Origin of the sequence: Nonomuraea sp. NPDC050733 (genome assembly GCF_040654215.1) — a bacterium.
GTDB lineage: Bacteria > Actinomycetota > Actinomycetes > Streptosporangiales > Streptosporangiaceae > Nonomuraea.
Genome location: NZ_JBFAHO010000003.1, coordinates 197,706 through 216,675, shown reverse-complemented (window position 1 = coordinate 216,675; position 18,970 = coordinate 197,706). Strand labels below are relative to the sequence as shown.

Annotated in this window: 22 protein-coding genes; 13 read left to right on the top strand and 9 right to left on the bottom strand. The window is 71.6% G+C overall.

The genetic code is table 11. The features are described 5' to 3' along the window. Positions 1 to 147 precede the first annotated feature (147 nt). Together AB0H64_RS07735 and AB0H64_RS07730 are read left to right on the top strand one after the other, a co-directional pair. Positions 148 to 1,311 carry an MFS transporter gene (locus tag AB0H64_RS07735; protein WP_357621270.1) on the top strand — a complete coding sequence of 388 codons (1,164 nt, stop codon included), beginning with the start codon at positions 148 to 150 and terminating at the stop codon, positions 1,309 to 1,311. Next, a complete protein-coding gene (locus tag AB0H64_RS07730) occupies positions 1,283 to 1,660 on the top strand; it encodes a hypothetical protein (protein WP_357621267.1) in 378 nt (125 codons plus the stop codon). The genes AB0H64_RS07735 and AB0H64_RS07730 overlap by 29 nt, the downstream gene beginning before the upstream one ends. 4 nt (positions 1,661 to 1,664) lie before the next feature. On the opposite strand, the gene AB0H64_RS07725 is transcribed toward AB0H64_RS07730, so the two are convergent. After that, positions 1,665 to 2,495 carry an undecaprenyl-diphosphate phosphatase gene (locus tag AB0H64_RS07725; protein WP_357621264.1) on the bottom strand — a complete coding sequence of 277 codons (831 nt, stop codon included), beginning with the start codon at positions 2,493 to 2,495 and terminating at the stop codon, positions 1,665 to 1,667. Positions 2,496 to 2,535: 40 nt separating this feature from the next. Continuing rightward, positions 2,536 to 3,357, bottom strand: coding sequence for an NAD(P)H-binding protein (locus tag AB0H64_RS07720; RefSeq protein WP_357621261.1), 822 nt, complete (start codon positions 3,355 to 3,357; stop codon positions 2,536 to 2,538). A 74-nt stretch (positions 3,358 to 3,431) separates the two neighbouring features. Here AB0H64_RS07720 and AB0H64_RS07715 point away from each other — a divergent pair, with 74 nt between their 5' ends. The 4 genes from AB0H64_RS07715 (at position 3,432) to lipB (ending at position 5,762) form a co-directional block, all read left to right on the top strand. Beyond that, on the top strand, positions 3,432 to 4,352 hold the full coding sequence (locus tag AB0H64_RS07715; protein ID WP_357621258.1) for an AraC family transcriptional regulator: 921 nt from the start codon (positions 3,432 to 3,434) through the stop codon (positions 4,350 to 4,352). Beyond that, positions 4,349 to 4,855, top strand: coding sequence for an HAD domain-containing protein (locus AB0H64_RS07710; RefSeq protein WP_357621255.1), 507 nt, complete (start codon positions 4,349 to 4,351; stop codon positions 4,853 to 4,855). Before AB0H64_RS07715 ends, AB0H64_RS07710 begins: the two co-directional genes overlap by 4 nt. A gap of 61 nt (positions 4,856 to 4,916) precedes the next feature. Next, positions 4,917 to 5,099 carry a PspC domain-containing protein gene (locus AB0H64_RS07705; RefSeq protein ID WP_357621251.1) on the top strand — a complete coding sequence of 61 codons (183 nt, stop codon included), beginning with the start codon at positions 4,917 to 4,919 and terminating at the stop codon, positions 5,097 to 5,099. A gap of 27 nt (positions 5,100 to 5,126) precedes the next feature. After that, positions 5,127 to 5,762 (top strand): lipoyl(octanoyl) transferase LipB, encoded by a 636-nt coding sequence (lipB, locus tag AB0H64_RS07700; protein ID WP_357621248.1) that lies wholly within the window; start codon positions 5,127 to 5,129, stop codon positions 5,760 to 5,762. Positions 5,763 to 5,779: 17 nt separating this feature from the next. Here the strand turns inward: lipB and AB0H64_RS07695 are convergent, their stop codons facing one another. From AB0H64_RS07695 to AB0H64_RS07680, 4 genes are all read right to left on the bottom strand, one after another. After that, positions 5,780 to 6,169, bottom strand: coding sequence for a type II toxin-antitoxin system VapC family toxin (locus AB0H64_RS07695; RefSeq protein ID WP_357621245.1), 390 nt, complete (start codon positions 6,167 to 6,169; stop codon positions 5,780 to 5,782). Continuing rightward, positions 6,166 to 6,393 carry an antitoxin gene (locus AB0H64_RS07690; RefSeq protein ID WP_357621243.1) on the bottom strand — a complete coding sequence of 76 codons (228 nt, stop codon included), beginning with the start codon at positions 6,391 to 6,393 and terminating at the stop codon, positions 6,166 to 6,168. The genes AB0H64_RS07695 and AB0H64_RS07690 overlap by 4 nt, the downstream gene beginning before the upstream one ends. A gap of 59 nt (positions 6,394 to 6,452) precedes the next feature. Next, positions 6,453 to 7,982 (bottom strand): amino acid permease, encoded by a 1,530-nt coding sequence (locus AB0H64_RS07685; protein WP_357621240.1) that lies wholly within the window; start codon positions 7,980 to 7,982, stop codon positions 6,453 to 6,455. A 73-nt stretch (positions 7,983 to 8,055) separates the two neighbouring features. Further along, positions 8,056 to 8,952: a zinc-binding dehydrogenase gene (locus AB0H64_RS07680; RefSeq protein ID WP_357621237.1), complete on the bottom strand. Its 897-nt coding sequence runs from the start codon at positions 8,950 to 8,952 to the stop codon at positions 8,056 to 8,058. Positions 8,953 to 9,066: 114 nt separating this feature from the next. Here AB0H64_RS07680 and AB0H64_RS07675 point away from each other — a divergent pair, with 114 nt between their 5' ends. Further along, positions 9,067 to 9,618 carry a helix-turn-helix domain-containing protein gene (locus AB0H64_RS07675; RefSeq protein WP_310707026.1) on the top strand — a complete coding sequence of 184 codons (552 nt, stop codon included), beginning with the start codon at positions 9,067 to 9,069 and terminating at the stop codon, positions 9,616 to 9,618. Positions 9,619 to 9,630: 12 nt separating this feature from the next. On the opposite strand, the gene AB0H64_RS07670 is transcribed toward AB0H64_RS07675, so the two are convergent. Further along, positions 9,631 to 10,233, bottom strand: a complete 603-nt coding sequence (locus AB0H64_RS07670) for a TetR/AcrR family transcriptional regulator (RefSeq protein WP_357621234.1) — start codon at positions 10,231 to 10,233, stop codon at positions 9,631 to 9,633. A 106-nt stretch (positions 10,234 to 10,339) separates the two neighbouring features. Here AB0H64_RS07670 and AB0H64_RS07665 point away from each other — a divergent pair, with 106 nt between their 5' ends. Continuing rightward, positions 10,340 to 11,416 (top strand): Gfo/Idh/MocA family oxidoreductase, encoded by a 1,077-nt coding sequence (locus tag AB0H64_RS07665; RefSeq protein WP_357621231.1) that lies wholly within the window; start codon positions 10,340 to 10,342, stop codon positions 11,414 to 11,416. Between the two features lie 18 nt (positions 11,417 to 11,434). Here the strand turns inward: AB0H64_RS07665 and AB0H64_RS07660 are convergent, their stop codons facing one another. Beyond that, complete coding sequence (locus AB0H64_RS07660; RefSeq protein ID WP_357621228.1) at positions 11,435 to 11,980, bottom strand: type 1 glutamine amidotransferase domain-containing protein; 546 nt, start codon at positions 11,978 to 11,980, stop codon at positions 11,435 to 11,437. Beyond that, complete coding sequence (locus AB0H64_RS07655; RefSeq protein WP_357621225.1) at positions 11,980 to 12,360, bottom strand: DUF2809 domain-containing protein; 381 nt, start codon at positions 12,358 to 12,360, stop codon at positions 11,980 to 11,982. Before AB0H64_RS07655 ends, AB0H64_RS07660 begins: the two co-directional genes overlap by 1 nt. Before the next feature lie 46 nt (positions 12,361 to 12,406). Here AB0H64_RS07655 and AB0H64_RS07650 point away from each other — a divergent pair, with 46 nt between their 5' ends. The 5 genes from AB0H64_RS07650 to AB0H64_RS07630 all read left to right on the top strand — a co-directional run bounded on the left by AB0H64_RS07650 (position 12,407) and on the right by AB0H64_RS07630 (position 18,962). Beyond that, the gene (locus AB0H64_RS07650; RefSeq protein WP_357621222.1) at positions 12,407 to 14,047 is read left to right on the top strand and encodes an ABC-F family ATP-binding cassette domain-containing protein; all 1,641 of its coding nucleotides are present in this window, start codon (positions 12,407 to 12,409) and stop codon (positions 14,045 to 14,047) included. 118 nt (positions 14,048 to 14,165) lie between these two features. Then, the gene (locus AB0H64_RS07645; RefSeq protein WP_357621219.1) at positions 14,166 to 15,977 is read left to right on the top strand and encodes an ABC transporter substrate-binding protein; all 1,812 of its coding nucleotides are present in this window, start codon (positions 14,166 to 14,168) and stop codon (positions 15,975 to 15,977) included. Further along, the gene (locus AB0H64_RS07640) at positions 15,974 to 17,041 is read left to right on the top strand and encodes an ABC transporter permease (RefSeq protein WP_357621216.1); all 1,068 of its coding nucleotides are present in this window, start codon (positions 15,974 to 15,976) and stop codon (positions 17,039 to 17,041) included. Before AB0H64_RS07645 ends, AB0H64_RS07640 begins: the two co-directional genes overlap by 4 nt. Beyond that, complete coding sequence (locus tag AB0H64_RS07635) at positions 17,038 to 17,934, top strand: ABC transporter permease (protein WP_357621214.1); 897 nt, start codon at positions 17,038 to 17,040, stop codon at positions 17,932 to 17,934. The genes AB0H64_RS07640 and AB0H64_RS07635 overlap by 4 nt, the downstream gene beginning before the upstream one ends. After that, positions 17,934 to 18,962, top strand: a complete 1,029-nt coding sequence (locus AB0H64_RS07630; RefSeq protein WP_357621212.1) for an ABC transporter ATP-binding protein — start codon at positions 17,934 to 17,936, stop codon at positions 18,960 to 18,962. The genes AB0H64_RS07635 and AB0H64_RS07630 overlap by 1 nt, the downstream gene beginning before the upstream one ends. The last annotated feature ends 8 nt before the right edge of the window (positions 18,963 to 18,970 follow it).

Genomic DNA, 18,970 nt, shown 5'->3' with positions numbered 1-18,970 from the left:
TATGCAGCCCATCGTCGGAGCGGGTTAACGCCCGCTTCATGACTTCCCGCATTCCCGGTGATCACAGCTGCTCCGTAAAAATGTTTGACAATTATCAAACTATACGACAGTTTGATGGACGTCCAACTGATGTGTACGGAGGATCATGTGACCACCCGGCTCTACCCCCTGGCGGTGGGCAACTTCGCCGTCGGCACCGGCATGTTCGTGACCGCCGGGTTGTTGCCCCCCATCTCCCGCGACCTCGACGTCTCGCCTTCGGCGGCCGGGCAGCTCATGACCGTGTTCGCGCTGGCCTACGCCGTGCTGTCCCCCGTGCTCGCCGCCGCGACGGCGCGCCTGTCACGCAGGCGGCTCCTGCTCGTCGCACTGGCCGTCCTCGTGCTGGGCAACGCGTTGACCGCCCTCGCGCCCACGTACCCACTGGTCATGGTGACGCGAGTGATTGCGGCGGCGGGGGCGGCCATGTTCACCCCGACGGCGTCCGGCGTGGCGACGGCGCTGAGCTCGCCCGAGCGCCGAGGCAGGGCTCTTGCGCTGGTGATGGGCGGCCTGACCGTGGCCTCGGCGATCGGCGTGCCGCTCGGCACCTGGCTGGGCGGCGCCGCGGGCTGGCGGGCCACCATATGGCTGGTGGTCGGGCTCGGCGTCGTCGGGTTCGCGGGTGTGGCGGCCATGGTGCCGGAGGTGAAGGTGACCGTCGCCGGCCGGCTCGCCGAGCGGCTCGCGCCGCTGACCGACCGGCGGATGCTCGCGGTGCTGGTCACCCAGCTCCTCTTCTTCGCGGCCGGGTTCACCGCCTACACCTACATCGGCTCGCTGTTCGACCTTCCGTTGCCCGCCGTGCTCTGGGCCTGGGGCGTCGGCGGCGTCGTGGGCAACCAGCTCGGCGGGCGGATGACCGACGCGTACGGGCCGCGCCGGATGGTGCTGATCGGGCTGGCCGCCTCCACCGTGGCGCTCGCCCTCATTCCCGTCGCCAACCTGGCCCTGCCCGTCGCGCTGGTGTGGGCGTTCGTGTGGGGCGTGCTCGGCTGGATGATCGCCCCCGCGCAGCAGTACCGGACGGTGGGCGCGGTGCCCGGCAACGTGTCGATCGGCCTCGGCCTGCTCGCCTCGGCCCAGTACCTGGGGCTGTTCGTGGCGGGCGTCACGGGCGGGCTCGCCCTCGGCTGGTACGGCCGTGCGGGTGTGGAGATCCTGGCGACCGCGATCGGCCTGGTGGCGGTGCTGTTCACGCTGGCGACCTACCGGCCCGCCAAGGATGCCCCAGAATGGGTGGGTGTCCGAACCGCAGACCGACCCGCGTGACGAGCCCGCTCCCTTCGGCGCCGTCGTCCTCCTGACCATCGCCTCGGCCGTGGCCGTCATGGCCGTCACCAGCCTGCTCGACCAGCCGGCCGGCCTGAAGTTCCTGCTGCTCGGGCCGATCGCGCTGGTCGTGTTCGAGGTGATGGTCCACGAGGTGTGGTGGCAGCGCTGGTGGGGCGCGGTGCCGGGAGCCGTGCTGGGGCTGACGCTCTACTTCGAGGGCCGCGAGGCGCTGGGCGACGTCGTCGGCGACTCCTGGGCCCATCCGATCGCGTACGTCACGGCCTGGGCCCTGTTCGCCGTCGTCTTCGCCCTGGCCAGCCGCTACCCGCGCACCCTGAGCTCCTAGGGCCTCAGCCCTGGGCGGGGATCCAGCCCAGCGTGACCGCGAGGATCACGAACAGGCCGAGCGCGACCCGGTAGACGACGAAGCCGGTGAAGCGGTGCTTGCTGATGTAGCGCAGGAACCACGCCACCGCCGCGTAGCCGACGACGAACGAGATGATCGTGGCCAGGATCGTCGGACCCCACGCCGGCGACTGGCCACCGCCGATCTCGCGCAGCTCCAGCAGGCCGGACGACAGCACGGCCGGGATGGCCAGCAGGAAGGAGTACTTCGCGGCGTCCTCGCGGCGGTAGTCGAGCAGGAGGCCCGCGGTGATGGTGCCGCCGGAGCGGGAGACGCCCGGGATGAGCGCCAGCGACTGCGCGAAGCCGTACACGACGGCGTGCGTGAAGCTGAGGTGCTTCTGCAGCGTGAGCCTGTTGCGGGCGGTGCGGTCGGCCCACCACAGGATGAGGCCGAAGACGATCAGCGTGGTGCCGACCAGGCGGAGATCGCGGAAGACGGTCTCGATCTGGTCCTTGAGCAGCAGGCCGAGCACACCGATGGGCAGGCTGCCGACGATGACGTACCAGCCCATGCGGGCCGCGTGGTGGGAGCGCAGCGCGGGGGTCCACAGCGAGCGCGTCCACATGGAGACGATCTCCCAGATCTCGCGCCGGAAGTAGATCAGCACGGCGGTCTCCGTGCCGAGCTGGATCACGGCCGTGAACGCCGCCCCGGGGTCCTGCCAGCCGAAGAACGCCGACACCACCCGGATGTGGGCGCTGGAGGAGATGGGCAGGAACTCGGTCAACCCCTGGATGAGGCCCAGCACCACCGCTTCGAACCAGCCGATCACCGGAGCACCTTTCCAAAGCCGCGAAAGTGACGAGGTGAGGCTAGCGGATGCGTGGACCCGGCACGCCCTGCGCCCAGTCGCGGGCGAAGGCGGTGAAGTCGCGCGCGGGCCGGCCGAGCGCCTCCCGCACCCCGTCCGCCACGTACGCGTTGCGCCCGTCCAGCACCTCGGCGAACAGCGCGTTGAGCATCTCGATCTCGTCCCGCGGCACGCCCGCCTCGGCGGCTCCCGCGGCGAACTCCTCCGGCTTGACCGGCGCGTACTCCACCGTCCTGCCCAGCGCGGCCGACAGGTCGGCGGCGGCGTCCGCGAACGTCAGCAGCCGCGGCCCGGTCAGCTCGTAGACCCGCCCCGCGTGCCCGTCCTCCGTGAGCGCGGCCACGGCCACGTCGGCGATGTCGTCCGCGTCCACGAACGGCTCCGCCACCTCCCCGGCCGGCAGCGCGATGACCCCCGCCTGGACCGCGTCGAGCAGGTAGCCCTCGCTGAAATTCTGCATGAACCAGGCGCAGCGGACGACCGTCCACTCCAGCCCCGACTCCTGGACGATCCGCTCGCACGCCTGGGCCTCCGGCTCGCCCCGGCCCGACAGCAGCACCAGCCGCCGGACGCCGCTCTCGGCCGCGAGCTCGGTGAGCGCCCGGATGTCCTGCCGCGACCCGGGCACGGCCAGGTCGGGGTAGTAGGTCACGTACACCGACTCGGCGCCCTGGAGGGCGGCCGGCCAGCCGTCGAGGTCGGCCCAGTCGAAGGCCGGCGTGGAGGAGCGGGACCCGGACCGCACGGGACGGCCGAGAGCGGTGAGCCTGTCGATCACACGGCGGCCGGTCTTGCCGGTGCCGCCCAGCACCAAAGTTGTCATGCCCCCAGTAAGCCCGATGATCGTTGGACTATCCATGGTTGAGAAGCGCACTTCCATATGCGATCGTCTAACGCATGGATCATCTGGCCGCACTGCTCGACGGGCCCCGCGCCCGCGGCGCCTTCCTGCTCCGCTCCCTGCTCGACCCGCCGTGGTCGCTGCGCGTGCAGGACGAGGCCCCGCTGACGCTCGCCGCGCTCGTCCGGGGCACGGCCTGGGTGGTGCCCGACGGCCGTGACCCCGTGTGCCTCGCGCCCGGCGACGTGGCCCTCATGCGCGGGCCCGAGCCGTACACCGTGGCCGACGACCCCGCCACCCCGCCGCAGATCGTCATCCACCCCGGCCAGCGCTGCACGACGCTCGACGGCGAGGCGCTCTACCAGTCCATGGAGCTCGGCGTGCGCACGTGGGGCAACGACCCCGAGGGCGCCACCGTGCTCATCACCGGCACGTACCAGATGGAGGGCGAGATCAGCAGGCGGCTGCTGGAGGCGCTGCCGCCCTTGCTCGTCCAGTCCGGCGGCCCGGTCATCGGGCTGCTCGGCGCCGAGATCGTGCGGGACGAGCCCGGCCAGGAGGTGGTCCTCGACCGGCTGCTCGACCTGCTGCTCATCTCCACGCTCCGGTCGTGGCTCGCGGAGAACGACGCCCCCGCCTGGTACCGCGCGCAGAGCGACCCCATCGTGGGCAGAGCCCTGCGCATGCTGCACAACAACCCCGCCCACGCGTGGACCGTCGCCTCGCTCGCCGCCGCCGTCGGCGTCTCCCGCGCGTCGCTGGCCAGGCGCTTCACCGACCTGGTGGGGGAGCCGCCCATGACGTTCCTCACGGACTGGCGGCTGGCGCTGGCCGCCGACCTGCTCCGCGAGCCCGACGCCACGATCGGCTCCGTGGCCCGCAGGGTCGGCTACGGCAGCTCGTTCGCGCTCAGCGCCGCCTTCAAACGCGTGCGCGGGATCAGCCCGCAGGAGCACCGGGCGGGAGTGGCCGGATGAAGCCGCTGCTGCTCATCGACGTGGACGGTGTGCTCAACCCGTTCGGCCGGCCCGACCCCGGCTTCCGCCGCTACCGCTGCACGGTCGGCCACGAGGTCTACACCGTCCACCTCAACCCCCGCCACGGCGCCCGGCTGCTGGAGCTGGCCATCGCCACGGGCGCGGAGCTGGCCTGGGCCACCACCTGGGAGGACCACGCCAACGAGTGGATCGGCCCGCGCATCGGCCTGCCCGAGCTGCCCGTCGTGCCGATGGGGCCGGTGCTGGGCAGCGACGCGGGCGAGATGTTCAAGACGCCGCACGTGGCCGCGTACGTGGAGCGCAGGCCGTTCGTCTGGTTCGACGACCAGGTGCGGTGGGAGGACGAGGACTACCTCAGGGAGCGCCAGGGTCTCGACGACTTCCTGCTCGTCCCCGTGGACCCCAGAGCCGGCCTGACCAGCGCGCATCTGGCGGAGGCGCACCGGTGGCTGACCCTGTCAGGGTTTTCTCAGGGTCCGTGAGGGGAGAGCGACCGTCTGGTTGTCCGTTGTCCAGATAGGTGCAACCACACGGAGGAACAGCATGTACCGCTCACGAGAGCACAGAGTCCTGGCCGGCGTCTGCGGCGGTCTCGCCGACAAGATGGGCCTGCCGCCCACGCTCGTCCGCATCCTGTGGCTGATCCTGTCGCTTCTTCCCGGCCCCATGTGGGTCCTGTACGTCGCCATGTGGATCCTCGTGCCGGAGGAGCCGAAGAAGTACTGACCGCGCGGGCGGCCTATCCTCTTAACCATGAAGGCTAGGCCGCTGACCCTCATCCAGGACGAGCTGGTCGACTACGACAAGGCGATGGAGCGCATGGGCGACCTCGTCGCCGAGCGCCAGCGAGACGAGCGGCCGGACACGCTCTGGCTGCTCAGCCACCCGTCGGTCTACACCGTGGGCCGCCGCACTCCCGCGGCCCACCTGCCCGACCCGTCGCGCGGCATCCCCGTGGTCGAGACCGGCCGCGGGGGCCAGCTCACCTACCACGGCCCGGGCCAGCTCGTCGGCTACCTCGTCGTCAAGCTGGCCGAGGACGAGGGGATCGTGGACTACGTCCGCGAGGTGGAGCTGCGGCTCGTCGAGGCGCTGGGCGCGCTCGGCCTGGCCGCCGAGCGCCGCGACACCCCGCCGGGATCGGAGCTGCTGACGGGCGTCTGGACGTCGGCCACCGGACGCAAGATCATCTCGATCGGGATGCGGCAGAGCCGCGGCGTCACCAGCCACGGCTTCGCCCTCAACGTGGACGGCGACCTGGAGCCCTGGCACTGGGCGGTGGCCTGCGGCATGCCCGACGTGGACATGACCTCGCTCAAGCGCGAGCTGGGCGACACCTCGATGGACAAGGTCCGCGCCGCCGTGGCGGCCTCCTTCGAGGCCGCCTGACCGTCCGCCTTCGCGGGTCAGCCCTGCGGGAAGACCCGCACGTCCACACCGTGCCCGCCGCCGGAGAGCTTGCGGTCACAGGTGTAGAGCGGTGCTTCGAGCGCTTCGGCGAGCGCGAGGTAGGAGGCGTCGTAGGCGGTGTAGTTGCCCCGGAGCCCCCAGATGCGCTCGGCGATGCCTCTCGTCTCGTATCGAGTGATTCTGAGTGCGAGGTAGTCGGCGCGCGCCTCGTCGGCCGGCTCGGCGCGGAGCTTGCCGCTGAGCAGAAGCCCGCGCAGCGTCGACAGGACCTCGACGTCGAGGAGATGAGGCGCGTGGACGCTGCCCTGCAGCGCGTCGAGGAGCTCTCCGTCGGCTTCACGCCCGGTGAGCGCCTCGACCATCGCCGACGAGTCGATGACGATCATCGCCTGCCCTCCTGCACCGCGTGCAGGATGTCGGCCGTGGAGGGGCCCGCCGAGCGGTCCCGCGCCCTCAGGCGTGCGACGATCTCGGTGTTGGTCGGCCGGGCGGCGATGTCCGCCAGCTCCCTGGCGACGTAGGCCGAGAGCGACATGCCCGCCTCCGCCGCCCTCGCCTTCAACGACTCGGCGACCGGCTCGGGGACGTCCCGGATGTAGAGCGTGGCCATGTCCCGATGCTAGCAAACTGCTAGCAGCGGGGACATGGCCATTGATGCACTGGGTCGCGTCAGCCGACGGGGAGTTCGTCGACGGTGCGGCGGGGGCCGGTGAACCAGTGGCGGGCCGACAGGGCCCACCACAGGGCGATGCCGAGCAGTACGACGCCCACCGCGATCGGGGCGTAGTTGACCGACGTCCACGTGAACTTCGGGTCGCCCGGCACGCCCGCCGGCGAGAACGGCATGATGAAGTAGACCGACACGATGGCGATCTCCGCGCAGGCGATCCAGCCCATCACCCGGTACTTCCCGCCGAGCGTCCACGGCCCCGGCCGGAACCGGTCGCCCATCCGCAGCCGCAGCCAGATCGGGATGATGAACGCCAGGTACAGCCCGATGACCGCGATCGACACCACGGCGAAGAAGGCGACCGGGGTCGTCGTGCCGGGAGGCGCGTACAGGGCCGGGAGGGTGATCAGGGCGGCCACCGCGCAGCCCGCGAGGATGGCGTTGACCGGCGTGCGGTTGCGGTCCACCTTCGACCACAGCCGCCATCCCGGCACCGCGCCGTCCCGCGAGAAGGCGTACGTCATCCGCGACATCGACGTCACGCAGCTCATCCCGCAGAAGAACTGGCCGATCGTGGAGATGGCGAAGATCACCGTGGCCAGCGGAGAGGAGAGGGCGGTCTCGAAGATGGCGCCGACGAAGCCGGACTGCTTGTTGATCTCGTCCACGTTCGTCGCGGCGAACAGGAACGCGAGCAGCAGGATCCAGCCGCCGACCGCCGAGTAGAAGATCGACTGCCACAGCCCGCGGGCCGCCGTCCTGGCCGCGCCCTGGGTCTCCTCCGACACGTGCGCGCACGCGTCGAAGCCGGTGATCGTGTACTGCGTCAGCAGGAAGCCCAGGGGCAGCACGTACAGCCAGAACGGCAGACCGCTGTCGCCGTCGCCGAACCCCGAGTTGTTGATCGTCTCGGTGAAGACGAACCCGAGCGACTGGTGCTCGGCCGGCGCGAAGACCAGGATGGCGACCACGACCGCGGCGCCGGCCACGTGCCACCAGACCGAGACGTTCTGCAGCAGCGAGATGAGCCGGTGGCTGAAGATGTTGATCAGCGCGTGGAGCACCAGGATGACCACGAAGAGCAGGAAGGCCTGGTGCAGCGTCGCCTCCCAGGCGCCGCCCGTCACCCGGTTGAGGGTGATGCTCAGGAACGTCGCGCAGCCGTAGTCCACCGAGGCGGTCACCGCGATGAGCCCGATGAGGTTGAGCCAGCCGGTGAACCAGCCGTGGATCGGCTTGCCCATCGTGGCGGCCCACCAGTAGATGCCGCCCGCGGTCGGATAGGCGGAGACCAGCTCCGCCAGGCATAACCCGATGACGAGGATGAACACGGAGATCAGCGGCCAGCCCCACGAGATGGCGACGGGGCCGCCGTTGTTCCAGGCCTGTCCGAAGGTCGTGAAGCAGCCGGCGAGGATCGAGATGATGGAGAAGGAGATCGCGAAGTTGGAGAAGCCGCTCCAGGTCCTTGCCAGCTCCTGCTTGTAGCCGAGCTCGGCGAGCCGCCTGGAATCCTCTTCAGTGGTCATGGGGTCTCCCTGTGCGCGGGGGGAGTCACTGATTGGTCTACCTGTAGACCATTTCGGAGGTCAGGGCAAGGCGTTACAGCGGATTCATGTCGATGATCGCCTTGCCGCGGACCTTGCCGTCCCGTACCGCGGCCGCCATCTCGCCCGGCCGCTCCCATGACCACCGCCCGCCCACCCCGGCCGACAGCTCGCCCCGCGCCACCAGCTCCACCAGGTACGCCAGGTCGGCCGCGGGCGCGGCGGCGTCACCGAAAGAGCTGATCGTCCGCGCCGCGCCGAGCACGAACGTCGAGTTCGGGACGAACACCGCGGGCTCGCCGGCCGCCCACCCGACGCTCTGCAGGTCGCCGCCCGGCCTCAGCAGCCGCCAAGCCGCCACCAGGTACGGCCCGCCGAGCAGCTCGATGACCGCGTCCACCGGCTCCACGCCGTCGAGGTCCGTCACCGTCTCGGCCCCCAGGTCGCCGGCGCGTGCCGCGTCCCGGACGTGGGCGATCACGTGCGCCCCGGCCCGCCGGGCGAGCTGCACGGCCAGCCGTCCCGTCGCCCCGGACGCGCCCGTCACCAGCACCCGCCTGCCCAGCAGCGGCCCGGTGGCGCGCAGGGAGCGCAGCGCCGCGATACCCGCCATCGGCAGCGCGGCGGCGTCGGCGAGGTGGACGCCGTCCGGCACGACGGCCAGCGCGTCGGTCGCGAACGCCGCCCGCTCCGCCCACGCCCCCGCCGCGAAGGCCACCACCCGCGCGCCGGCGGCCGGCCCGGTGCCGTCCTCGGCGGCCCGCAGGACCACGCCGGCCGAGTCGTAGCCGAGGACCGCGCCGTCGGGGAAGTGGCCGATGTGGCGCAGCTCGGAGGGGTTCACGGAGGCGTGGTGGATCTCGACGAGCGCCTGGCCGGGGCCGGGCTCGGGATCGGGGACGGTGACGGGCGCGGCGGGAAGGGCTCCGCCGGAGACGACCAGGGCACGCATCGCTTGACTCCTCGACATCCAGCTAGCCGGACTGACGGTCCGTTTTCCTGTCGGGATAGTATGGGGACCGTTGGTCCGGTTGCAAGCGGGCGAGACGGAACGAGGTGGGCCGGGTTGCGAGCCGACGCGACGCGTAACCGCGAGGCGATCCTGCGCGCGGCCGAGGAGCTGCTCGCCGCGCACGGGGCCGAGCACGTCTCGCTCGACCGGGTGGCCGCCGCGGCAGGGGTGGGCAAGGGCACGGTGTTCCGCCGGTTCGGCAGCCGTACGGGGCTGTTCCAGGAGCTCCTGGCGGAGCGGGCGGAGGCGCTGGCGCGTGCCATCGACACCCCGGGCTCGCCGCTGGGTCCCGGCTCGCCGCCCCTGACGAGGCTGCTCGCCTTCCTGGACGAGCTGGCCGGACTGGCCGAGCGCAACCTCGCGCTGTTCGCCGCGCACGAGCGGGCGTGCGCCGAGGACAAGTACGCCGACCCCACCTACGTGCGCTGGCACGCGCACGTCACCGCGCTCGCCGGGCAGGCGCGGCCCGGCCTCGACGCCTCCTTCGCGGCCCACGCCCTGCTGGGGCTGTTCGACGCCGACCTGGTCAGGCACGTCATGCGCGAGGGCGGGGTGACGCGGCTGCGGTCGTCGGTCCGCGCCTTCGCCGAGGCCCTGCTGGGCTGAGCCGGCGGCGGATCAGGCCGGCTCGGGGATGTCCTTGAGTTCCCCGAGGACCGTGCGCAGGGCCAGGTCCGCCACCTGGCGCAGCTCCTCGCGGGTGCGGCCGCTCGCGGCCTGCACCGCGATGCCGTCCGTGACGGTGTGGACCAGCCGGGCGAGGACGGTGGGGTCGCAGTCCGGCGGCAGGTCGGGCGCCTGCTCGAAGCGCCGCCGCAGGGCGGCCTCCCCGGCCCTGCGGCACGCGATCGCCGCCTCGCGGGCGGCGGCGGAGTCGGGGCCGCAGGCGTGGACGCTGTTGACGCTCAGGCAGCCCGGTCCGTTCGCGCCGGTGGTCAGCTCGACCGCGCCCTCGACCAGGCGCCGGACGACCTCCCGGACGGTGGGCGCGGTCAGGGCCTCGGCGGCGAAGGCTCCCGGGCCGCTGACGTAGCGGTCGAGCGCCTTGGCGAACAGCTCCTCCTTGTTGCCGAAGGCGGCGTACAGGCTGGGCCGGTTGACCCCCATCGCCGCGGTCAGGTCCGACAGCGACGTCCCCTCGTAGCCCTGCCTCCAGAACACCTCCAGCGCCCGGTCGAGCGCGATGTCCGCGTCGAAGGCGCGTGGTCTGCCGCCGGGCATGCCGTACCTCCCCAAGTTTTATACCTATCGGTACGTTACCTCTTGATTCCGCGTTCCGCCTCCTCTAGTTTCATACCGTTCGATACATAACTAGGAGAGGCCGGACATGATCAGAGCAGGGGTCGTCGGAGCGAGCGGCTGGGCGGCGGTGTCGCATCTGCCCGCGCTGGCCGGGCTGGACGGGTTCGAGGTGACGGCGGTGGCGACCACGAGCCCGGCCAGCGCCGGGAAGGCGGCGGCCGAGCACGGCGTGCCGCTGGCGTTCGCCGACGCCGGCGCGCTGGCCGCCCATCCCGACGTGGACCTCGTGGTGGTGTCGGTGAAGGCCCCCGGGCACGCCGCGGTCATCAGGGCCGCGCTGGAGGCCGGCAAGCACGTGGTGTCGGAGTGGCCGCTGACCGTGGAGCCGGCCGAGGCCGACGAGCTGGCCCGCGCCGCCACGGCGGCCGGCGTGGTCCACGCCGTCAGCCTCCAGGGTCACCACTCGCCGGACGCGCGCTTCGTCCGCGACCTGGTCGCGGCGGGCCGCATCGGCCGGCTGGAGTCCGCCGTCCTGGTCGCCGCGGGCGACCCCCTGGGCGGCGCCGTCATCCCGGCGGGCATGGAGTGGAGCACCGACCCCGCCGGCGGCACCACCATCCTCACGATCATGGGCGGCCACTTCCTCGCGACGCTGGAGCGGATGGCGGGCCCGCTGACCGAGGTGTCGGCGCGGCTGCCCCGCCGGTACGACACGGTCGCGGTCGGCGACACCGGCCGGACCGTCGCGAACCGGGTGCCGAGCCAGGTGCTGCTGCACGGCACCCTGGCCGGCGGCGCCACCGCCTCCGTCACGATCCACGGGGGCAGCGGCAGCCCGGACGGGTTCCTCGTCAAGCTCGTCGGCTCCGAGGGCACGCTGACCGCAGCCCCCGCCCGGCCGGGCGTCCACCTGCACTGGACCGACTGGGAGATCCGCGTCGGCGGCGAGCGCGTCGAGGTGCCCGCTTCCTACCGGACCGTCCCCTTCGACCCGGCCGGCGGCCCGGTGGCCAACGTCGCCGCCTTCTACCAGGAGGTCGGGCGGGCCATCCGGGACGGCCGGCCGGCCGATCCCGACTTCCACACCGCCGCGCGCCTGCACCGGCTGCTCGCGGCCGTCGAGCGCGCCGCCCTGAGCGGTGGGGCGGAGGCGGTCTCGTGAAGATCCTTGCTCGGGAACTCAGGCGCTGAACGCGTCGACCGTCGCCTGGTTGAACGCCTTGAGGTCGTCGGGCTTGCGGCTCGTGACCAGGATGTTGAGGCCCGTGGTGTCCACCACGACCTCCTTGTCCACCCACGTGGCGCCCGCGTTGCGCAGGTCGGTCCGAAGGCTGGGCCAGGAGGTCATGGTGCGGTCGCGCACCACGTCGGCCTCCACCAGCGTCCAGGGCGCGTGGCAGATCGCCGCCACCGGCTTGCCCGCGTCGAAGAAGTCGCGGACGAACCGCACGGCCTTCGGCTCCATGCGCAGGAAGTCGGGGTTGGCGACGCCGCCCGGCAGCACCAGGCCGTCGAAGTCCGACGCCGAGACCTCGTCCACCGTGGTGTCCACGGGGTAGGTGTCTGACTTGTCCAGGTGGTTGAAGGCCTGGATCCGGCCGGAGGCGGTGGAGACGAGCTTCGGAGTGCCGCCCGCCTGCGTGACCGCCTTCCAGGGCTCGGTGAGCTCCACTTCCTCGACCCCCTCGGGAGCGACGAGGAACGCGATCGTCTTGCCGTCCATCATCAGGATTCCTCCTTGGAGCGGATGTCCACACCCCCTATCCGGCGTCCTGGGATGTATGCGTGCGCGGCCCACGCCCCGGCGGCCCCGACGGCGTACCAGAGCAGGTCGGGCGGGTTGAAGGTGCTGCCCAGCACCGGCCGCAGGACCGGTGGGATCTCGGCGAGCTGGGCGAACTCGATCGCCCAGCTCAGCCCGGCCGCCACGAGCGCTGCCATGACGGGCCGGATCCGCGGGCGGACCAGCACGACCAGCGTGTAGATCAGGACCGTGTACAGCGCGTCGCCCGCGTACTTGGCGAAGGCCCCGTCGGCCAGCGCCCGCACCCCGAGCCCCGCCACGACGGTCAGGACGGCGGCGAGGGCGACGGGCAGGCGCGGCATCGGGCCACCCTAACCGGGTTGACGCGGCTCGATAGCATCGGGCCACATGAGCGCGACCATGGTGGTGAAGGACCTCGCGGCGGGTCACGGGGACCGGGTGCTGTTCTCGGGGCTCGACCTGGTGGTGAGCCCGGGCGACGTCGTCGGCCTGGTCGGGGCCAACGGCGCGGGCAAGTCCACCCTGCTGCGGATGCTCGCCGGCCTCGACGCCCCCGAGGAGGGCGCCGTACGCCTGAGCCCGGCGACCGCGACCGTGGGTCACCTGCCGCAGGAGCCCGAGCGCAGGGCGGGCGAGACGGTCGGGGCGTTCCTCGCCCGGCGCACCGGAGTGGCGGCGGCGCAGCGCGACCTCGACACGGCCACGCAGGCCCTCGTCGACGAGCGGCCCGGAGCCGACGACGCCTACAGCGAGGCCCTGGAGCGCTGGCTGGCGCTGGGCGGCGCCGACCTGGAGGAGCGGGCCGAGGAGGTGGCCGCCGACCTCGGGCTCGCCGTGGACCTGGGCCAGCCCATGACCTCGCTGTCCGGCGGCCAGGCGGCCCGCGCGGGGCTCGCGTCGCTGCTGCTCAGCCGGTACGACGTGTTCCTGCTGGACGAGCCGACCAACGACCTCGACCTGGACGGGCTGGACCGGCTGGAGAGGTTCGTCACGGGCCTGCGGGCGGGCACGGTGCTGGTGAGCCACGACCGCGAGTTCCTGGCCAGGACCGTCACCAAGGTGCTGGAGCTGGACCTCGCCCAGCAGCAGATCCGGCTGTACGGCGGAGGCTACCAGGCGTACCTGGAGGAGCGGGAGGTCGCCCGCAGGCAGGCCCGCGAGCAGTACGAGGAGTACGCGGGCACCCGCGCCGACCTGGAGGCCCGCGCCCGCACCCAGCGCGCCTGGATGGAGAAGGGCGTGAAGAACGCCCGGCGCAAGGCCACGGACGGCGACAAGATCGGCCGCAACATGCGGGTGGAGTCGACGGAGAAGCAGGCCGCCAAGGCCCGCCAGACCGAGCGGCTGATCGAGCGCATGGAGGTCGTGGAGGAGCCGCGCAAGGAGTGGGAGCTGCGCATGGAGATCGCCGCCGCGCCCCGCGCGGGAGCGGTCGTGGCGACCATGCGCGGCGCGGTGGTGCGGCGTGGCACGTTCACGCTCGGACCGGTGGACCTGGAGGTGGGCTGGGCCGAGCGGATCGCGATCACCGGTGCCAACGGCTCGGGCAAGACCACGCTGCTCGGCGCGATGCTCGGCCGGATCCCGCTGGACGAGGGCAACGCCGCGCTGGGGCCGGGCGTGGTGGTCGGCGAGGTGGACCAGGCCAGGGGGCTGTTCGAGGGGGAGGAGCCGCTGCTGGACGCGTTCTCCGGGCACGTGCCCGAGATGGTGCCGGCCGACGCGCGGACGCTGCTGGCGAAGTTCGGGCTGCGGGCCGCGCACGTGCTGCGGCCGGCCTCGACGCTGTCGCCGGGCGAGCGCACCCGGGCCGCCCTGGCGCTGCTCCAGGCCAGGGGCGTCAACCTGCTGGTGCTGGACGAGCCGACCAACCACCTCGACCTGCCCGCCATCGAGCAGCTGGAGTCGGCCCTGGACGCCTACCCCGGCACGCTGCTGCTCGTCACGCACGACCGCCGGATGCTGGACGCCGTCCGCGTGGATCGCCGGCTACGCGTGGATCAGGGCAAGGTCGTCGAGACCGACTGAAAATTTACACCGGATCGGGAAACGAAGATGAAACAATTTTCCGTCACTCGTTGACACGCGCTGCACGTATGGTGTGCCTTTCTCTACACAGGAATTCCCGCCTGAAGGTGAGGCACATATGAGGAAATGGATCGCACGCCTGGCTGTGCTGGGCGTAGCGCTGTTACTGGCAGGTCAGGGTCAGGTGGCACTGGCCCAGGAGCCTGCGGCGGGGAAGAAGGTCCTCCGTGTCGGGGCCACCCAGGCGGTGGACTCGATGAACCCCTTCCTGGCGGTCCGTCTCGTCTCCACCTCGATCCACCGGTGGATGTACGGCTACCTCACGGTGCCCGACTCGAAGACCCTCCAGCCCAGCCCCGACCTCGCCGAGTCGTGGACGTCCTCCGAGGACGGTCTCACGTGGACGTTCAAGATCCGGCAGGCCAAGTGGTCCGACGGCCAGCCGGTCACGGCCGACGACGCCGCCTGGACGCTCAACAAGATCATGACCGATGACGCCGCGAAGACCGCCAACGGCCCGGCCGTGGAGAACTTCGAGAGCGTCACGGCCAACGGCCAGGACCTGGTCATCAAGCTGAAGGCGCCCCAGGCCTCCATCCTGGAGAACCCGATCCCGATCATGCCCAAGCACGTCTGGGAGAAGGTGACCGACCTCGCCAACTACGAGGCCGACACCTACCCGACCGTCTCCAGCGGGCCCTACGTCGCGGTCGAGCACAAGAAGGACCAGTACGTCAAGCTGCAGGCCAACCCCACCTACTGGCGGGGCAAGCCGAAGATCGACGAGCTCCAGGTCATCTTCTACGACAACCCGCAGGCCGCCATCGCCGGCCTGAAGAAGGGTGACATCGACCTCATCGGCCGTCTCGCGCCGCCGGAGTTCCAGGCCATCCAGAACGACCCGAACATCGTGGCGTGGAACAACCAGGGCCGCCGCGCCGCGTACCTGGAGGTCAACCCCGGCGCCACGACGACGGACAACAAGCCCGTCGGCGACGGTCACCCCGCGCTGAAGGACGTGAAGGTCCGCCAGGCGCTGCACTACGCGATCGACAAGCAGAAGCTCGCGGACGAGGTGCAGAGCGGCCTTGCCAAGCCGGCCGACGGCTCGATCGTGCCGCCGATGTACAAGGACTTCTTCTGGGAGGCCGGCGGCGACACCAAGGTCACCTACGACCCGGCCAAGGCCAACAAGATCCTCGACGACGCGGGCTACAAGAAGGGCGCCGACGGCGTCCGGACGATGCCCGACGGCAAGAAGAAGCTGGAGTTCCGCTTCACCATCCACGCCGACACCCCGATCGAGGACAAGCTCGGCGAGTACCTGACCGGCTTCTTCAAGGAGATCGGCATCACGCTGACCACCGTGAAGCTCGACTCCAGCAAGTTCTCCGAGGAGACCGGCGTCACGGGCAACTACGACATCGCGATCAGCGGCTGGTCGGTCAACCCCGACCCCGAGGAGGTCCTGGCGACGCACCTGTGCAGCCGCCGGCCGACCCCCAAGGGCGAGGGCGGCGGCACCGAGTCGTTCTACTGCGACCCGACCTACGAGAAGCTCTACCAGGAGCAGCTCAAGGAGCTCGACCGCACCAAGCGCGCCGGCCTCATCAAGCAGATGCAGGAGCGCCTCTACACCGAGGCCCCGATCATCGCGATCTACTACACGAACGACCTTGAGGGCTACCGCAAGGACCGGATCACCAGCATCACCTCGATCCCCGAGGAGAACGGCCTGCTCTACGGCGGCAGTGGCTACTGGCCGTTCTACACCGTGGACACGGTCGCGGCCCCGGCCGCCGGCTCCACCGCCGACGGCGGGTCCAACACCGGCCTCATCCTCGGCGTGGTCGGCGGCGTGGTCGTCCTCGGACTGGTGGCGTTCCTCGTGACCAGGCGACGCAAGGGCGTCGCGGACGAGCGCGAATGACAGCACCGCTCGAAGCAGCGGAGCCCGCCGCCGTCCAGGCGGCGGGCCTCGCCGGCCCCTCCGGAGGCGAACGCCCCACCTACCGCGGCACGCTGCAGTACGCGTTGTCGAAGGCGGGTGGGGCGCTGTTCAGTATCGCCATGGTGATCGTCGGGACGTTCTTCGTGTTCCGCCTGCTGCCCGGCGACCCGGTGCGCAACCTCGCGCAGGGCCGCAACATGACGCCGACCCAGCTCGCCCTGGAGCGCCACCGGCTGGGCCTGGACAAGCCGCTGATCGACCAGTTCGCCGACTTCGTGGGCAAGACGCTCCGCTTCGACCTCGGCACCTCCTACGAGTACAAGCGGCCCGTCCTCGACCTGATCGGCGAGCGGCTCGGGCCGACGCTGCTGCTGGCCGGCGTGGGCCTGGTCATCGCGGTCAGCCTCGGGCTCTGGCAGGGCGTGCGGGCCGGCTGGCGGCACAACTCCCGCTTCGACCGGGTCTCGACCGGGGTCTCGCTGGTGCTGTGGTCCGTGCCGACGTTCTGGCTCGGGCTGCTGCTGCTCATGGTCTTCGGTGTGGGCATCGGGCCGATCCCGGGGCTGTTCCCGACGCGGGGCATCGAGAGCGTGGACGCGCCCGACGGGTTCGCGTACGTGCTGGACGTGGCCTCGCACATGGTGCTGCCGTGCCTGACGCTGGTGGCCGTGGTCTACGCCCAGTACCTGCTGGTCATGCGCTCCTCCCTGCTGGAGGAGGTCAGCCAGGACTACGTGACCGTGGCCCGCGCCAAGGGCCTGCGCGACGACGAGGTACGGCGCCGCCACGCGGTGCCCAACGCGCTGCTGCCCACGGTGACGCTGGTGTTCCTGCGCATCGGCTTCGTCGTCGGCGGCGCGGTCACCGTTGAGACGATCTACAGCTGGCCCGGTCTGGGGCAGCTCTTCTACGAGGCGATCAGAGTGCCGGACTTCACGCTCATGCAGGGCACGTTCATGCTCATCACCGTCGCGGTGATCCTCATGAACACCCTGGCCGACGTGGTCTACCGCCTGCTCGACCCGAGGGTGAGGTCGGCGTGACCACCGCAACTGCCGGATCGGTCGCCTGGAGCCGCAGGCGGCTGGCGTTCGGCCGGTTCTGGCGGAGCTTCCGGCAGAACAAGGCCGGGATGGCCGGCCTCGTGGCGCTGCTCGCGGCCGTCGTGCTGGCGCTGGTCGCGCCGCTGTTCATCGACGAGAGCGTGACCAGCGTGGTGTCGGGGACCGGTGACAAGTTCGCCCCGCCGAGCCTGGCCGCCCCGTTCGGCACCGACGAGTCCGGCCGGTCCATCCTGCTGATGGTCTGGTGGGGCTCGCGCACCTCGCTGCTCATCGGCTTCCTCGCGGCGCTGCTGAGCATCGTGATCGGCATGGTCGTCGGCATCGCCGCCGGGCACTTCCGCGGCTGGCTGGGCGCCACGCTCATGCGGATCACCGACTGGTTCCTCGTGCTGCCCTCGCTGATCACCGCCATGGTGCTGGGGGCCATCCTGGGCGGCAGCACGTTCACCATCATCGTGGCGATCGGCGTGACCACCTGGCCCGCCACCGCCCGCCTCATCCGGGCGCAGACCCTCGCCGTGGAGGCCCGGCCGTACATCGAGCGGTCCAGAGCGCTCGGCGGCGGCCACTGGCACATCACCACCCGCCACGTGCTGCCGAACGTCGCGCCCCTGCTGCTGGCCAGCACCACCCTGGAGGTCGCCAGCGCCATCGTCACCGAGTCGACGCTGGCATTCCTTGGCGTCAGCGCGAACAAGACCTCGTGGGGCACGATGCTGCGCGCCTCCTACGACTTCGGCGCGGCGACGGCGGGCGCGTGGTGGTACATCCTCATCCCCGGTCTCTGCATCCTGGCCGTCGTCATGGCGTTCACGCTCTGCGGCCGGGCGCTGGAGGCCGTGCTCAACCCGCGACTCAGGAAGGCGGGCTGATGGCTCTGCTCGAACTGGACGACGTCTCCGTGACCTACCGCATCGCGGCGGGCGAGGTGCCCGCCGTGCGCGGGGTGTCGCTGACGCTGGACGCGGGGACGGCACTCGGGGTCGCCGGCGAGTCGGGGTCCGGCAAGTCGACGCTGGCCATGGCGCTGCTGCGGCTGCTGCCGCGCGACGCCCGCGTCGGCGGCCGGATCCTGCTCGACGGCGAGGACATCCTGACCATGAAGTGGGGCCGGATGCGCGCCGTCCGCTGGGCGGAGGCGTCGATCGTCTTCCAGGGCGCGCAGCACGGGCTCAACCCGGTGCAGCGCATCGGCGACCAGATCGCCGAGCCGCTCCTCGTCCACGGCCTGGCCCGGCCCGAGGCCGCCCGGGGGCGCGTCGCCGAGCTGCTGGAGCAGGTCGGGCTGCCCGCCTGGCGGGCGCGCAGCTACCCGCACGAGCTGTCCGGCGGGCAGCGGCAGCGCGTGATGATCGCCATGGCGCTCGCCTGCTCGCCCCGGCTGATCATCGCCGACGAGCCGACGACCGCCCTGGACGTGATGGTCCAGGCGCAGGTGCTGACGCTGATCAAGGAGCTGCTCGCCGAGCGCGGCATCTCGCTGATCATGATCTCGCACGACCTGTCGGTGCTCGCCGACGTCTGCGACCGCCTCGCCGTCATGTACGCGGGCCGGGTGGTCGAGCACGGGCCGTCGCACGAGGTGTTCCACAACCCCCGGCATCCCTACAGCGCCGCGCTGGCCGCCGCCTTCCCCACGGTCGGCGACCCGGCCTCGCGGCTCGCGCCCAAGGGGCTCGGCGGCGACCCGCCCGACCCCATGGAGCTGCCGACGGGCTGCTCGTTCCACCCGCGGTGCCCGGTCGCGCTGGACGAGTGCCCCACCCTGGACGTCGAGCTCTGGCGCGCCGGCCCCGAACACCGCGCGGCCTGCGTACACGTGCGATCGGCCGCCGCCAGTGCCGCTGAGCCCGCGGAGTCCACCGAGCCCGCGGAGAACGCCACCATGGAGACCTCGTGACCGAGACG